This is a genomic window from Pseudoalteromonas sp. SANK 73390, assembly GCF_054966645.1.
In genome coordinates this window covers 37417-53948 of sequence record NZ_ARPN01000035.1, presented here as the reverse complement: position 1 = coordinate 53948, position 16532 = coordinate 37417, and the positions used below count along the sequence as shown (strand labels likewise).

At 40.1% G+C, this 16532-nt stretch carries 7 protein-coding genes; 5 read left to right on the top strand and 2 right to left on the bottom strand.

The genetic code is table 11. The features are described 5' to 3' along the window. Positions 1-1019: 1019 nt before the first annotated feature. Positions 1020-1805 (bottom strand): YwqJ-related putative deaminase, encoded by a 786-nt coding sequence (locus tag SANK73390_RS02790; protein WP_261591261.1) that lies wholly within the window; start codon positions 1803-1805, stop codon positions 1020-1022. 40 nt (positions 1806-1845) lie between these two features. Next, positions 1846-4485 carry a hypothetical protein gene (locus tag SANK73390_RS02785; RefSeq protein WP_462763255.1) on the bottom strand — a complete coding sequence of 880 codons (2640 nt, stop codon included), beginning with the start codon at positions 4483-4485 and terminating at the stop codon, positions 1846-1848. Positions 4486-5748: 1263 nt separating this feature from the next. Here SANK73390_RS02785 and SANK73390_RS02780 point away from each other — a divergent pair. The 5 genes from SANK73390_RS02780 (at position 5749) to SANK73390_RS02760 (ending at position 16516) form a co-directional block, all read left to right on the top strand. Then, positions 5749-7101, top strand: coding sequence for a zinc metalloprotease (locus SANK73390_RS02780; protein ID WP_462763253.1), 1353 nt, complete (start codon positions 5749-5751; stop codon positions 7099-7101). Between the two features lie 384 nt (positions 7102-7485). Continuing rightward, positions 7486-10917 carry a hypothetical protein gene (locus SANK73390_RS02775; RefSeq protein ID WP_462763251.1) on the top strand — a complete coding sequence of 1144 codons (3432 nt, stop codon included), beginning with the start codon at positions 7486-7488 and terminating at the stop codon, positions 10915-10917. 14 nt (positions 10918-10931) lie between these two features. Further along, complete coding sequence (locus tag SANK73390_RS02770; RefSeq protein WP_462763248.1) at positions 10932-11864, top strand: ADP-ribosyltransferase; 933 nt, start codon at positions 10932-10934, stop codon at positions 11862-11864. A gap of 307 nt (positions 11865-12171) precedes the next feature. Further along, complete coding sequence (locus SANK73390_RS02765) at positions 12172-13707, top strand: PPC domain-containing protein (RefSeq protein WP_462763246.1); 1536 nt, start codon at positions 12172-12174, stop codon at positions 13705-13707. 157 nt (positions 13708-13864) lie between these two features. Next, the gene (locus SANK73390_RS02760) at positions 13865-16516 is read left to right on the top strand and encodes a purple acid phosphatase family protein (RefSeq protein ID WP_462763244.1); all 2652 of its coding nucleotides are present in this window, start codon (positions 13865-13867) and stop codon (positions 16514-16516) included. Positions 16517-16532 lie beyond the last annotated feature (16 nt).

Here is a 16532-nt window from a genome sequence, read left to right as displayed (position 1 = left end):
ACTCCCACTTTTCTGGCACCTTTAATGAAAAGATAAACCATATTCTTTGCTGAACCATTAAAGGGCAAGATCTCCCATTCCTTGATTGCCCTTCTTGATAACACGAATGTGCAACTCAATAGCAGGATAAGCGAATTTGCTCTCTATCTGCGTTGCTTTCACTTGTCGTAGCCAGCTATTACAAGAAAGCGCCTTAGTATTGAATAAAACATCATCTTCAGTCGTCAAGTGGTTTATACACTGTAAATCAGTAGTGACTGTTTTTCAGCCTTTCCAATACATCATTTCTATGGATCTCGCAACAAATGTACAATGTAAAGCTAAAATCGGCCTCTGATAGATGCAGTATTAATCACTTGAAGACCATCAGATAGGTTATACACAACAACGAGAAATGACACATTAATGATGTTCAGTATACTTTCAAAAACGCTAGCACGTCTATTTTTAAACAGCTTTATTGTTTTTTATCAATTTGTTATGCATTCATATTGCAACATACGACATTAGGGCGTGTTGAACTTTTAGGTATGAATTTTGTTAAAATCTAACGCTTTTAATACTAGAAATGGACCACGCAGCATAAAAATCTATGTTAATGCTCATAACAACGCAGTGTAAGTCTTTGGTTGATCCCTTGAGGCAGTGCCATTCGAATGGTTTAATCGTGACGCAAAACTTATTACTTAAAGGGCTTGATAGAAGTTGAGCAACAAAGAATTTATTACTCCAAAAAAAGCGCATGTTTGACCTTTATGCGCCATTATCGTCCACTTATGGGGAACAACCACATAATACAGACTTAATCTTGCTTAAAAGCCAAACATGTCGTCATAATATTTACCTCGAAAAATCAACCCCTTTCGGTAATCGGGCTGTTGCTCTTTGAGGTATGAGTTTTATTCAAATCAAAGACTTTCATTACGCGAAATGAGCAATGCAGCATAATAGCTTATGACAGTTGCGAATGACTGCTGTAAAAACACACAGCAAAGATCAACAGCCCCTAATATTCATTGTTAGAAGTCATCAGTCACAATATTGATTCCCGTGCGAGACAAAATACCATAACAATTTGGGCAAGCACCAAAATCAATGCCACTGAGGTTCTCCAACGCATTTACCCTCGCTGTTGCCAAAGTAATACTATTAAGCTCTCCTTCAGATAACACAACCCCTGCATCTTCAGACAAGTTTAAAATACGATTAAATGCTTGTACTTCTGCATGCATACCGGGTAGTCCCTTAGGCTCTGACAGCAAGCGACCACCATCAGTCCAAAGCGTTTCACCGTCGTTTTCAAACAATAAATACTCTTGAATATATTTTCTAGTCAATGGATTAACTCGCTCGCCTAGCTTTGCATATTCAACTTCAACTCGATCCATGTATTTATCTATATCGTTGATTCTATATAGGCTTTCTCCATCCCCACTTTCAACTGTCGTGATCCAGCTTTCATTTTTTACATTACTATATCGAACAGGAATATTAATGTGTCCTTCTGTTTGCATCAGCTGATCGCCAATTTTAGTTTCTGCTTTTGCATAGGCTGCTGCTGAGCGAAGGCGACTTTTGCTTAGCTTAAACACATTGCTATTTGACTTTGAGAGCGACCAATACCGCGCTTCTTGCGATACCTCTTGCCTAAGTCTTTGTTCCGCCGATAAGTTTGCACCACCTCGAAAGTCTTCAGTAACAATTTCTTCGCCTGCACTTGGTAATGCACATGCCCCCTCTCCAGCGGCAAGTATATGTGTTGACGGCATACCTAAGAGTAAAGCCAGTAAGAGTGATTTTTTCATGATCAAACCTTTAAATAAATTTATGTAACTAAATCAATAATTAAATTGAGCAATATGAACTAAAGCGGGTATTTGTGAGGCCTTCTCCAAGCTCCGTTGTAGCGCCTGTTTCACCAGCAACCTCCCCAGCTTCCTCTTCGGCTACTTCCTCACTGCCTACAGTTTCCAGTTCAATTTCACTTGCATCAGTGGTTGCCAAGTCCTCTAAAAGTGCCTCAAATTCTTCCCCAAATAATGACCCTGTAAACAGATAATCAACCAAAGGGCCGGTTATTAATGGAAACAGTATCTCAGCCCAACCACCATCAACATGGGTTTTCTCAACGCGCATAAAGCGTGCTATTTCATGTTGTTTTATTGCTGCAATTTCTTGCTCTTCTAAATGTAATTCCACCAACCCGCAATCAGCCAATTTTGCCTCTGTGAGTGTTTGCTTACTTTGCTCATTACTTAAGCCACAAAATGACTGCAATACTTCACTAGGTTCATCATAAGCACGCTGTGCATATTCATAAGCTGCGTGGTATATAATTGACTCTCTTCTAAGTGGACGGTCTGTGGCTGGGATCCATTTTTTACCGTATTGATTCAAAACTAATGCAGACGCTTTATAAAGCTTATGGTAGTTTTGGCCATTTTTGGCATAGAATGCATGTGCAGCATCTGCGCCTTGCATCTTTTCAATAGTTTGTAGTGCACCAACCATAGTGCCAAAAATAATCAATGGCGCATCATATTGTGGCAAAAGTGAATAAGGCGATGCGGTATACTTTGCATGATTTGGCATGTCGCTAAACTTGGTAAATGCAAACGTATCTAGATAAGGGGTTTGTATGCCCTCTGAGAGAATTTCATGGCGGGAGTTTATCTCTTTGGCCCAATCAGTACCGGTTGCATAGTGCCTTTTGTACACTTGGTGTACATCAGGAAAGCTCCTAGCTGCTGGGCGCATAACACTTAATGCATTTGTACTGAGAGTATTGGTTAAATAAGTCCTCAGTTTTGCCTTATCTTCACTGGTTAAACCAACGGTTGCCAAATAACCAAGGTAACCCAGCGCATCCAGATCCGTCTTTTTTTGCAAAAATTGCTCTGAAAGCACATAATTTAACGCTTCTTTATACACGCCAGATGCTGCCGATATCATTTTTTGATGACTAAATGTTTCCTCTTTGTTTACGCTAATTTTAGAAGCGAGTTTTATAGCAATAAAGCGTGGTGTTTCAGTGTTACTTTTTAAATCACTATAATTGTTCTCATAACGAGTACAGCTGTTTGATGCCTTAATATACGCTACTTTATCGTTTGAATTACAGTTAGAGTCCGCAACAAAAGTAAGCTGATCCTTTTCAATATAAGTCGGTAAGACCATAGCGCTTAAATCAGCAACACTACCTGGCTCTCGACTAGCCGCAGCAGCGGTTGCATCACTTTTTAATTGGGTCCAATCACCACTACTCATATGGTATTGATCATAGATTTGATATTGATTGCCGTCTTTATCTGCAACCGTAACCACTGCTTTCATTGGATAGACATAATCAGCCCCAATCACCTTACTTTGATGCTTGATACTAGAAAAAATATCATAAACAGCATCATAATCAGCTTCTAAAAATACGCTGGATAATGGCGAAAAGTAATTTTTTGTATCGCTAATATCAGGTACTTCATTGATTCTAAAAATCAGGTTTTCAGGGTAGTCCTTTTCTTTTAAAGGCGCATGGAACAACTCGAAATCCAAAATTTCTGCTTCTTGCGCTAATAGTAAACTGTCTGGGTCTTTACCATGAACATTCGGTACGTTGCCAATACCGCTAAGATGCGCCAAAGTTGTAAAGTTAAAGGTAGTATCTTCATTAGTCGTAAGCGATAATGTATGTCCATCAATAACTTGTGACAAAGACTGCCCATTGTCTGCAATAATCTGGACACCAGAATTTCTAATACCTGCAGTGGCACTTTCATCATTGATAAAATCAATTTTAAATACAGATTGCTCTCTTGCAGGCTCTCTATTTTGTGTGACCGATAATTTAGATCCCACTCGCTTTAAGTATTTATCAGAAAAACCGCCAATATTATGCCTTAGCCTTAAGCGTACCTTGTCATATAATGTATCAACAATCTCTATCTCAAATTGTGCCAGCACATCTGTCTGTGCATTTTGATGCCCAAAATATAAATATTTCGAGCCATGGGGGTAAATAGTCGCAACTTCTTTTGCATCCCCTGATTTACTGATCACAACAGTGTCTTTATCGACGTATGCATACCCACCTACCCGAATATGCTTTTGCCCCGCTAAACTTTTTGCGTCTTCACTATAAACAACCTGACCTATACCACCACAACTTTTATCTTCTGCAGACAAAATGCCATATGGTATGCCTTTTAAATGTTCAAGAGCTACCCAATAATTACAATTTGTTTCTGGCTGTTCTGTGATTACTGTGTTCAACCCATTTATTGTAATGGAAAAATAACTGCCGTGATTAGTGTAAGGTAAATACCTACCTTCTTGCCAATTTCCAATACTACTTTTTAAACTATTTTGGGTAATGCCAAAACGCTGGATCACCGCTTCATCAATGGTAATACTGGCACAGTATGCCACGCTTGAAAAAGCCGATGCTACTGCAATTACGCAGCACCGCTTACTCAACAACTTGTTGTTCATACTAACGATTCCTGTTGTTGGCTTGTATTATATTTTGTTGTATTTACAAACCTAAATGATAAAACGTTTTTGTCAGCCCACTTTAATATATGCCCCAAACGGCCTGTGATGCTTAATCAGCTGGGCATATACAATGAACGTGACAAACTCGAATGTGTTTTTGCAAAGGTTGCACACTAAAATGCAACTTTGTGCGCAAAACGTTAACAGGCTAGCACTTATGCAAACAGAGTCGTTGTGAATAACCCTTAGTAAATCTTAATGCAACTTAAATTAAAAAATATTCAAAACAATCAGTGCTTTATATTTTTATGAAAATTTAATTTATAATTTTTTTGTTCATAAACTTGACGTCTATACAACACAAATGCATAAAGAACTAATCGAGTTTGATTTTTTCACCCAGAAAAATTAGTCAGTTGAATTGTTTAGTGCATCAATAAAAGGTAAACCAATAAGTAAAGTATAATCTGCCATATCTGCAGATATGGAGAGCTAGTCACCTTCAACCTGTATCCGGTGTTTAATTACGGGGGAGGAGCCAGATATTAAACAAACTCAACTCTGAATAAGCGAATTTGCCCAATAAAGTTATTTAGCCCTTTACCTGCGCTACCATTACTACATAAAAGCGCCTTGAAATTGAACGAAGCAGCATCATTAGGTAATTAGTAATGTGAGTTGTTACATATGTACTATTTCAAAACCCCGTATACAAACCTGATGTTAAATGGAGAATTTGAATAAACATATATTAGGTGCGTATCAATACCTGAATTGCACTTGCCCAAAACCCCTCACTTAATACGTATCAATCAAACAATAAACACCTAGCCCTTCATAAGTGGCATAAAAGGGCCCAAAAAATCACCGTAAAAAGCAAGTAAGAGATCATACCAGATAGTCATAAACCAATAATAAATAACCATCAAATGTTAACCATGTAAATAATTAACGTAAAAAGTTATAGGTAATTTTTCAATCTTTTCCGTTATCAAATTTATCAACTTTTATTCAGCAATAACTATATCCACGGAAAATTAAAAATATATTATTAATATTCAATCAATTAAATGCGTATTCGCATTGTAAAAATATATTCAAACAATTATTAAGAACAAAAAAGAATACATTATTGCATTAAGTGATAGGTTGACCGCAACCCTAGTTTAGCTCAAAAAGCGAACGGCAAGTTCACTTTGCTAAAAACGCTCGAGTATAAACATATATACGCAAACATATTTAATGGAAAGAGAAACAAACATGACTAAATTACATATTTCGTTGGTTAGTGTATTAATAACTGGCTTACTTGGTGGCTGCTCTGGCAGCAGCGAAAATAAACCAAAGCTAGCAAATAGTGTAAAACCGGCTCCGGTATCAGCCGTCACTTTACAGTTTAATAAGGAGGCGGTTAGCGTGACCCCCACAAGTCTATCGCTTACTAAAGACCAGTCTGGTGTTTTTACTATCAATACAATGCCTGGCTACAAAATTGAACAAATTTCTGGTTGTAGTGCAAAGTTAAGTGAACAACACAATACAATTACACTCAACGGTGCAACTCAAGATTGTACCATCACTATTATAGACAAAATGCACATTGCCAATGTTGCAATTACAAGTACGGTATCGGGGCTAGGTGAACTACTTAATTTACCTCAATCAGTGCAAGAAGGGAGTCCGTTTTCATTTGACTCAAAAGCACGTTCAGGCCATAAAATAAAAAGTATTTCAGGGTGTGGCGTGACCAAAAAGTCACAAAATAACTGGCATGTAAGCAATGCTAAAGCACCATGTCATATTACAGCAACGTTTGAATCTAAGTTTCAAATGCCTGAAGCTTCAAAAGAGCTCATAAAATTACCCGTTGTTGTACACACATTTGACAATGCCACAACCGTAATTAGCGATGCGCAAATACATGCCCAACTTTCACAACTAAACAGGCATTTTCGGGCTGAAAGTTTAGGCAATGAAACAGCTACAGTCAGTACAACATCAGCAATTGCGACACAAGATACCGGCATACAATTTTATTTAGCTTCAACCACGCCATCAGGTGAAGCAACTTCTGGCATTAACCGCATTGCCCACAGCGACATCGTTGAGCCTTTAAGCACAAATAAACCTGAATGGGACACATCACGCTACATTAATGTATGGGTTGGAGACTTTACAACAATTACAGGACTTAAGTTAGGTAAAACAACCCACATGCCAACAGACTCAAATAACCCAATAGGCATTGTTATCGACAGCAGTGTGTTTAACACAGATGAGAGTAACGTTTTGGCAAAGCCTGCAAAACAAAATACATCAATCGAGCAAATAAAGCCTGTACGAGATCGATTAAACACTGTGCTTACCCACCAAGTTGGGCACTTTCTTGGGTTACCAGGCTATGTCGTCGACAGTCCAAAAGCCCGGCCTTGTGATGTAATAACAACTCAAGATGCCCCCTGTGCGAATCAGCTAATACACTTGAATTTCATGCGTGAAACAGCCTTGGGTGGTAACAGACAACTATTCACAAAAAGCCAAGTTAAGCAAATGAGAACAACGCTTACCAGCGGTGCTCTTAAACCCTTATACGATAACTCGCAAGCTCGCTAAGCGCGAGCTGCTAGTTCCCATATACATCAAAATTTTAGGTGTTGAAATGAAACGCAATAATCAGTTGCTACGCATTGCTTTGCTTCTTCTTATGTTTAGCTCATGTATATATGTGCTGTACAGCATGCCAAATGATATTCAGCGGTATGCCTGTTCACATCAACAAGCATACGATGCCGTCAAGACACAGAAAAGTGCCTGTTTTCTTCACAAGAAAAAAGAGGTAAGTATTAATAAATCAAAATATTAGATGTGCTTGTCAGCTAGAGCATTTTGCATAATGTGCTATCTGACAACACGGTGTACAACTTTTATACCAATCGTCTGCATTTGACAAAAAACAAACACATCCACATTGCTTTTTCCACGAATTATGAGGTTAAAATGAAGCATAAACAAAAGTGCCAGCTTTTGCTGACTGCACAGAGCTTATTATTGCTCAGCATTGGTGTATATAGCCAATACACGCGAGCCGACGAAATTGTTATATCACCGGCATTATCATTACAAACTGGTGATACTATTGTACTTAAACCCAAAAATGCGCAGCCCAGTGACTTTGTTTGTTTGGGGAACGACAGAGACAGTAATTTAGCAACACTTGCAGTGCCTGATCACCGTGGCGTGCCAGTATCATCAAGAGGTTTTTATAACCCTTGGTGCAAGTTTAACGTTGAAGTTGTCGATGCTCAGCGCGGTATTCTCAATCTAAGCATCCATCAAGATGCAACATATGACTATGCAGGACGTTACTTAAAACGATATTACCAAGACAAACAGTACGTTTCTATTACACCTGGTTGGACACCTCATGGTACTTCTGCCTTTAAAGTAATCTCGCAAGGGAGTGATTTAGTTGAGTTACAAGCGGACAATGGAAATTATGTTACAGCGTTTGGACGTACCATTAGTGTCAGTAATACTGGCGAGCGCCAATTTCATTTATATACATCAGCGGAAGATATCACTGACGGTAGCCCTGATGAGAAGGCGCCCGAAGAGGAAAGTGTAAACACTGATACCCCGCTATCACAATCGCGAGCTTACATGGCCAGTACGCTCGATGGCTACCCTGCATATAGTAACAAAGATGGTTACGGTGAATATCAGCTCATTAATGAGACAAACCAAGATGCATTAACAATTTTATCATTTGAGCGCCAGCTAGCCCCTAACCAAAACGGCGCAACACTGGCTTTTGAATACAACAGTTGTAATGCCGATGGCAAACCTAACACTCAATCTATGCAAGTATCCTCTTTTGGTATTCGTCTGGGTACACCAACACCCACAAGCCTTGAAATTAAACCTAACTCAACTATTGGCCCGCTACTTAATGAAGAAGCCAATGGTATCGAGGTGTTTTTTAGAGATTATTTTGGTCGCATGATAGGCGTATGGGGACATAACCCAAGCGTCGATATTCGCAATTATATCTGGACTGATTATCAATATACAAATTGCCAATTTAAAGACGTTACTTTACATATTAATACCGACAACCAGCTTTCGCTTAATATTGGCAAACACATCATTTTAGACAAAACACAGTTAACTGACGAGCAAGTGGCCAACATATACTCTAATCCAGTCACTTTTTTTGCAGGTAGTAATAGCACTGGTTTATCCCAACAAAGCAATAGTTATGCGATTCGTAATATTCGCTATGAAGGCATTGATGCCACTTTTAGTGCTGATCCCATAGCAAAGACCCCCTCTCTTACTCGTGATAACAAACAAAACCCTAGTGAGTTTTCGTTACTAAACACAACAACCAATGCACCAAGCACTCGCAGCGTATTTTTACCGCCTTTAGAGCATGCTGAGTTTGGCTTTGAATTTGATTATCGCGTTTGCCCTACACGCAATACCACTCAAACAGATATTGGCCTAGCAATTAGCTTTAATCAAAGGGATGTTATTTCAAGCTATGAAAAAGCCAACTTAAATCGCTTAACACCTGAATTATACGGCCTACTAGAACCCGAAAAAACGCAAGGCGTTGCTTTGCATGTTGGCGTAAATAGCAACGCAAAACTACTTGATACATTTGATCATAACATTATGAACCGTGGAGCTGGTCAATCACTCATCGCTGATTGTACTTGGCACTCTGCCGTCCTTGGTACCAAAAGGGTAACAGACGATGTATCAGACTCCTTTGCTTTTGGATTATATCTATCTCCGAACGATGCAGATAGCAAATACGGTCAAGCCAACCCTGATTATGCATTATCTGTTATGCACAATTTAAGTGCTGATATTGTATATGAATTTTTATCTCAACCTATTGGTTTACATGCTGCCAGCAAAGATTTTGAAGGTAGCTTTGATATTCGTAACTTAAACTATTCGCAAAACTTACGCATTGATGAGCCGCACGAAAACTTAACAACAACGCAAACCATGTTGAATGTTGCTGAAGTATCGTTTAAAGAGGACACTGATGCTGACAAAGTAGCTAATTGGTATGAAGATTCTCGCTTTAACATTAATACTGAACCTACCTTACAAGGAACTAATATTTATAGCTTTAAAGGCAACTTGCAAGCATCAGCCAAAGACATATTTACTTATTTCAAGGAATATTTAACGCCAGACCAAAAAACGATGTACCTTTACTATCCTGAATTTGTGAAAATGTTCCACGCTTTACAGTTTAATACTCAGCAAGCTACACAACAGCTTGGCGGGCACCCAAAAAGCCGAGGCAACGTGTGGATAAACGCTGTTGGTGCTTATTTGCAAAAACTACAAGCGCACAGAGCTAATAACGAAAACATAGAAAACTTATCCAAACAAGAAAGTTTGGGTAAAACAATTTACTTAAAAACGATAACCCCATACATAAATAAACCCATAGAAACACAAAAAGCGGGCGTTACACTAACCAATACCCTCACTCGCGACATCATAGATGGATACTTTAGCGGTACATTTTTGGCTCATTCAGGGTTTGGTAAGGTGTCCGAGAGTGCGAAATACATCGTACAGTTTACCCGCTTTGACAATATTGCTGACCGACAATATGGTGCTGGCAACTACCCTATTCCTACCGTTAAAAATCCAGATCCAGACTGGCAAGAGGTAGAAAATTGGCGCTTGTTTCATCGCGCAGAAGTACCCGCTTTGTGGGCGTATGCAACGCTAGGATTAGATGTTTACGGTTATGGAAGCCGTGCAGCTGGCACAACATTGCGTGAATCCGAAGAAGCAAAAGATGCAGCAAGCCGACAAACTCGCGAATTTTACAAGCTCAATGGCCATAACGGCGATAAATTGTATGCTGCAGCGCAACGTGCAGTTGCGCAATATCAACAAGCCTATTTACCCGGGGCATTTGGTTCTGCAGGTTACGACCCAATGATTAGAGCTGCGCACTATGTCCGCAGAGCATACGCAAAAAACCTTCTTCAACATGTTGATGGGCAATTAGCGTCGGCCTGTACAACCAGTCGATTTGATTATGAGTTAATAAAAAACTGCTTCTACCCGCAACTGCAAGCTGACTTAAACAAAGTAGCTCGTATTCGCCAAGAAGCAATTAGCGACTTTATTACCCAAAAAGGCAGTAAAGGCTTTTTTGGCGGATTTGCCGACTGGTTAATGATTTTACTACCGGTGGTAGAAGAAATTAGAGCCATGGACTTGGCCAGCACATTTAGCGCTGCGCTTGAAGAAGAAGGCATGTCAATGAGCAGCTTTGCAGAGGAAGGCATTACTTCATTAGAAGAAGAAGGTGCAAGCTTAGAGAGTGCTATTTTAGGACCTGAAACAGTAGAGGAAATCGACTTTGCCGCATTTTGCCCAATTTAAACCGGAGAACAACAATGATTAAAAGCCTATTAACAGCATCATTATTACTACTATGCTCAGCGAATGCCTGCGCAACAGGTACGCAAACAAAAGTAATAGATGAAAAACCTTTTACTTTTGCGTCAGATTTAAGTGAAGAAGCTAAAACTGCACTTTTCGAACGTTTTACCAATACAACCGCGGTGGTGGACAAAAGCGCAGCCGATTTTGCATATATAAATGATGTACTTGCCTACGAAGAGTCTGGTGTTGCCGCTGCGACATTAGCTGAATACCAAAATTCATTCCCTGAGGCTAGTAGACTTTTTGGTCGGCTGATTAACCAATCTAAATCTGCCATTGCTCGTTATACACGAGATTTTACAGCAATTAATAACTATGCCCGCACAGGGATTCCTACAGCTGCAGATGACTTCGTTGCGGACCTTGCTGATACTCAGATGTTTATGAATAACCTAGATACTGGGTTAAAGCATTTACCTAGATATACAGGCACAAGTTATCGCTACACTCGGGACTTTGGCATAGGTCGCAAGCTGACTAGCGGAGAAATAAAAGTGGGCGATGTGGTTGCCGACAAAGCTTATCAGTCAACTTCTAGCAATCTAAACTTTATGAACTCCTCTAAAGCAGAGCAGTTTTATGGTAGTGCTGATGATCTGGCTTTTTACGAAATAGAAGGGGTGAATGGTCGCTTTTTGCCTACGAACTTCACCGCGTATGGTCCTGCAAAAAACCAATTTGAAGTGCTTTTTCCAAGAAATACCGCTTTTAAAATTGATGGTTATTCGCAATTTAAAAAAGTCATGACATCAGGAGGGGTAGCTAGGGAGCGCGTTGTAACATACATCAAGGTATCTGAAGTTGAGTCTGATCCCGAGGTAATGGAAAGTGCCTTAGCCAGTCACAGTGGTGAGCTTATCAATGCTCCGAGCTGTATAGAGTAAATAAAAAGTTAAAAAAATTCTACTAGGCTAGCAGTCGGGTTACTTTTCACTCGGCTGCTATTTCAAAAAAAGTAAGTAAATTATTCAAGTATATATAGTAATAACTCTGACTTATAAAACACCCTACCACTTTACAACCCGTAACAATAAAAGCCAAAAAGCCATTCAACACATCAAAAAACAACATAAAGTATATTGTATATCTTTTTAGTAAAGTGCTATAAATATATGCCTTTGTTTAAATTACGTACAGATAAGTGCAGTAATCAAAACAAGGCATCACCCATAGACTAGTAAGGAAAACCTAATGGATACATACAATACAACATGTAATCTGTGCTGCGCGACGTTGCTCATGACCGGGTCATTTGCTGCATATGCACAGCAACCAGACATAGCGCATATAGAAGGGGTTAATACACCCACAATCAACGATATGTCCTCGAATCTAGCACAACAACTTGAGGATAGCTGTCAAACTGAATCTCCCTATGGAGGAAGAAGCTTAACAAATGGAGATACTGTCTGCCTCTTCGATCAAAGCACTCGCTATTTGAGTATTGCGAACTCCAACCAACACGATAGTATTGCAATCAGCACCGGTTATGGTAGCGGTAATTTGGATTTATACGCTAGAAATGGTGGCTGGCCAAATACCAATGGTGGTGATCCATCGTCAAAAAACCCTGATAATAACGAATGTATTATCATCAGCAACCCGAACCAATACTGGACATATATCACAGTATCTGGTCAAGCCTCAGGTGCATCTTTGGTGGTTGATTTCGGAGCAAATAGTTGTAAAACGACTGGAGCTACACCACCGCCGCCGCCAGATGGAGGAGGTTATCAATATGATTATGCCAACATCAAAGTATATCGCTTTGAATTCTCTGATACACCATTAGAATGGCCCACCATGCAGCAGGAGTTAGATAAGGCGGCACAATACTACAGTGAGCAATCGTATGGTAAGTTTAATATGACCTACGATATTACAACGCCTGTCATAAAAATAAATGCCCCTAAAAGTCAGTATGATAACGACTTTCATGGTTGGACTGCATTGTGGAAATCTAAAGTAAGCGAGCTTGGTGTTAATCCTGATGATCCCGGTGCGGGCAATGTTGTCATGATGGTTGCACCTCAGGTTGGAAACTATAATTCAAGCGCAGCACCACCAAACATTACTTTATACCACCATACAGCTGGTGTTATTGCGCATGAGTTAGGCCATGCTTTGGGACTGCGTCATGCAAAAGCGTTAGAAGCAGGTCCTGGTAAAGTAATTGGTGTTGGCAATTATGACTCTGAAAGCCTTAATTACGGTAATGTATACAGCATGATGGGTATGGGTGCTCACTCACTACAAGAATACAACTTACTGTACAAAGAGTATTTTGGTTGGTTAAGTGCTTCGGATGTTCCACTAATCAATGCATCTGGTATCTATCGTATTTATGCCTTTGATCACGGCAGTAATAGCAATGGCAATATTGGATTAAAACTAAAATCAGGCAATGGTAGCTATACTTACTGGCTAGAATACCGTACAACGCACAGCCGTTATACAAATACTAAAAATGGCGTACTCATCAACCTACAAGGCTATTTTGAAAATGAGCAAGATGCGCGTTTTTGGAAAACAACGTCTTATTTGTTAGATATGACCCCAGGTTCAAAAACACCCGGTTGGTGGGGTGATGACCAAACTGATTCAGAATTAGTGATTGGTAAAAGTTATACCGATCATTGGGGTGGTTTTAAAATAACGCCTATTCGTAAAGGCGGTACTGAAGGCACTGCACAAGCATGGATTGAAATTGAAGTCGAAATGCTTTAATTCGCTGATTCGCTTTAGTGGTAAGGTTTTCAACCTTGCCACTGTTAAACCCTCTGATAAGAAACATAAAATTAACACCGCATACATCATTGTTTAATCTTTCTCTGTCAGTATTGCGCACTTTTACGAATCACTTTTACGAATCAAGGAAACAACGATGAGGTACGCACTATTTGCAGCTGGCGTATTAAGCGCAGCATTATTCACACAGCCTTCAGCCATGGCTCATTCATTTCATGTCACCCCCTACTTACAAACCGCAACCCCTTCAAGTATTTGGATCAGCTGGGAAACAAGTGGTGGCGAAGAGTCCATCGTACACTGGGGCACCACTAGGAATTTAGGGCAACAAAGTACAGGGCAAAGTAAAACAGGTCATATACTCAGTCGCATCCATGAAGTGCAATTAACCAATTTAACACCCGATACGGTTTATTTTTATCGCGTTAAAACACATGATGTAATGAGCGACATTCATAGTTTTAAAACGCCACCACTTGCGTCACAAGAGAAAAGTGCGCGTATTTTAGCAATGAGTGATATGCAACAAGACTCATCAAACCCAAATAAATTTAGAGATGTGATAAATACTGGCGTGATCCCGTACGTTGAAAATACGCTTGGCGTCAGTTTACATGAAGGGCTGAACATGACGTTGATCCCTGGTGACTTGGTTGATAACGGCAATCATTACAATAGTTGGAAAAATACTTTTTTTAACCCTATCGCACCGCTTGCCCGCCATGTACCCACCTACCCAGCACCAGGAAACCATGAAAACGATTCGCGTTATTTTTTTAATTACTTCAACTTACCCAAAAATGGTTCTCCTAACTATCTAGAACATTGGTGGTTTAAAGATCATTCAAACATTCGTGTGATCTCTTTAGATACCAACTCTAACTACCGCATTGATGAGCAGCTGCAATGGCTAGATAATGTACTAACCCAAACCTGTAGCAACACCGATATTGATTTTGTATTTGCTCAAATGCACCACCCTCATAAATCAGAAATGTGGTTAGCAGGCGAAACCGATTATAGTGGTAAAATTGTTGCTAAAATTGAGCAGTTCTCAAGCTCGTGTAACAAACCAAGTATTCACTTTTTTGGCCATACGCATGCCTATTCGCGAGGCACCAGCCGAGATCATAAACATGCCATGGTTAATGTAGCGTCCGCTGGCGGCAATCTAGATTATTTCGACGAATATGCTCAAACCGACTACACCGAATTTGCCGTCAGCCAAGATGAATATGGCTTTGTTGTCGTAGATGTAGAAGCGGGTGACGATCCAGCATTTGAAATTAAACGCATCTCATTGGGTGATGAAAATACGCCACTAAATAATGTGATACGCGACACTTTAAAAGTGAAATTAAATAATACCGCCCCATACACACCTGAGGTTTTATGGCCTCAAGCAGGGGCAATCAATGCCAGTTGCAACACAGCTACTGCTACCTTGTTTGCCGATGCTGACTTAGATTTATTTGGTGCAGCACACTGGCAAGTAAGTGGGCAGTGTGATGATTTTTCAACGCCCTTATTTGATCACTGGTATCAGCATAAAAACATTTGGAATGAACAAGACACCCAAGCAGGTAAAGCACCTAACAAAGTGGCTTTACAAGGTTTAGTAAAAAACCAGCAATATTGTGTAAGAGTACGTATGCGTGATCGAGCTTTAGCGTGGAGTCAGTGGTCATCTCCCATTGCCTTTACCACTTCAAGCTCAACACAACTCAGTGATAATTTGCTTCTCAACCCAGGAGCAGAACAAGCGGTTACCCACTGGCAAGGCACTGGCCCCATAGAAAGTCTTACTGATGGCCAATGTGATTCGGTCTCACCACACGATGGACGACATCTATTTGCTGTAGGCGGTATTTGCAACAATGAGCAAGACTTTGGTCAAGCATTTCAGCGCATTGATGTGCATAACTACGCAACGCTTATCGACCAAGGTGGAATAAAAGCGCATTACTCAGCTTTTATGCGTAACTTTAACGGCAGCGATACACCAGCTATCAAACTTGAATTTAAAGATGTGCAATTACAAACACTCACAACCAGCGCACCACTCAATGGTGCCAACTCCAGCTGGCAAGCATTTACCGGTAATGCATTAATACCCCCTCAAACTCGTTATATTGATTTTGTGCTCACTGGCACACGCAGAAATGGCACCGACAACGATAGCTACTTCGACTCACTCAACCTTCAAATACAAACTGAAACATCAAACTGCCCTACTATCAATAACCGGGGACCAAGCAACGCACCTATTGAGCATATTACTCAACAAGTCGTGCCATCAGGTAATTTGTTGCAAAACCCAAGTGCAGAGACAGGGATAGATGGTTGGAGTGGTGCAGGCCCCATTGAATCTCTAAAAGCAGACCAATGTGATTCAGTTGTGCCCTTTCAAGGTGAACAGTTTTTTGCCATAGGCGGAGTATGCCAAGGTGAAACGGCACAAGGAAGCGTTTATCAACGTGTTGATTTACAAAGCTACAGTTCGCAAATAACGCACGGTGCAATACAGCTTAATTTTGGCGGCATGTTACGCAACTACAGTGGAAAAGATACCCCATCTATCCAGCTCTCACTATTTAACCACGCTGGCGAGCTAATAGAACATAGCCCTGCGCTCACAACACAAAGTGCGCAATGGCAAAGTGCTACAGGTCAAATAACATTGCCCGTTGATACCGCCTTTGTTGATTTTGTATTAACGGGTAAACGCAATCACGGCTCAGACAATGATAGCTATTTTGATGCACTTTATTTAACCATACAGCAGTAACGTTTAAACTGTGGCA

Bases quoted from the DNA above. Each gene is read 5' to 3' on its own strand.
- SANK73390_RS02790 (WP_261591261.1), bottom strand. From the start codon at position 1,805: ATGAAAAAATCACTCTTACTGGCTTTACTCTTAGGTATGCCGTCAACA.
- SANK73390_RS02785 (WP_462763255.1), bottom strand. From the start codon at position 4,485: ATGAACAACAAGTTGTTGAGTAAGCGGTGCTGCGTAATTGCAGTAGCA.
- SANK73390_RS02780 (WP_462763253.1), top strand. From the start codon at position 5,749: ATGACTAAATTACATATTTCGTTGGTTAGTGTATTAATAACTGGCTTA.
- SANK73390_RS02775 (WP_462763251.1), top strand. From the start codon at position 7,486: ATGAAGCATAAACAAAAGTGCCAGCTTTTGCTGACTGCACAGAGCTTA.
- SANK73390_RS02770 (WP_462763248.1), top strand. From the start codon at position 10,932: ATGATTAAAAGCCTATTAACAGCATCATTATTACTACTATGCTCAGCG.
- SANK73390_RS02765 (WP_462763246.1), top strand. From the start codon at position 12,172: ATGGATACATACAATACAACATGTAATCTGTGCTGCGCGACGTTGCTC.
- SANK73390_RS02760 (WP_462763244.1), top strand. From the start codon at position 13,865: ATGAGGTACGCACTATTTGCAGCTGGCGTATTAAGCGCAGCATTATTC.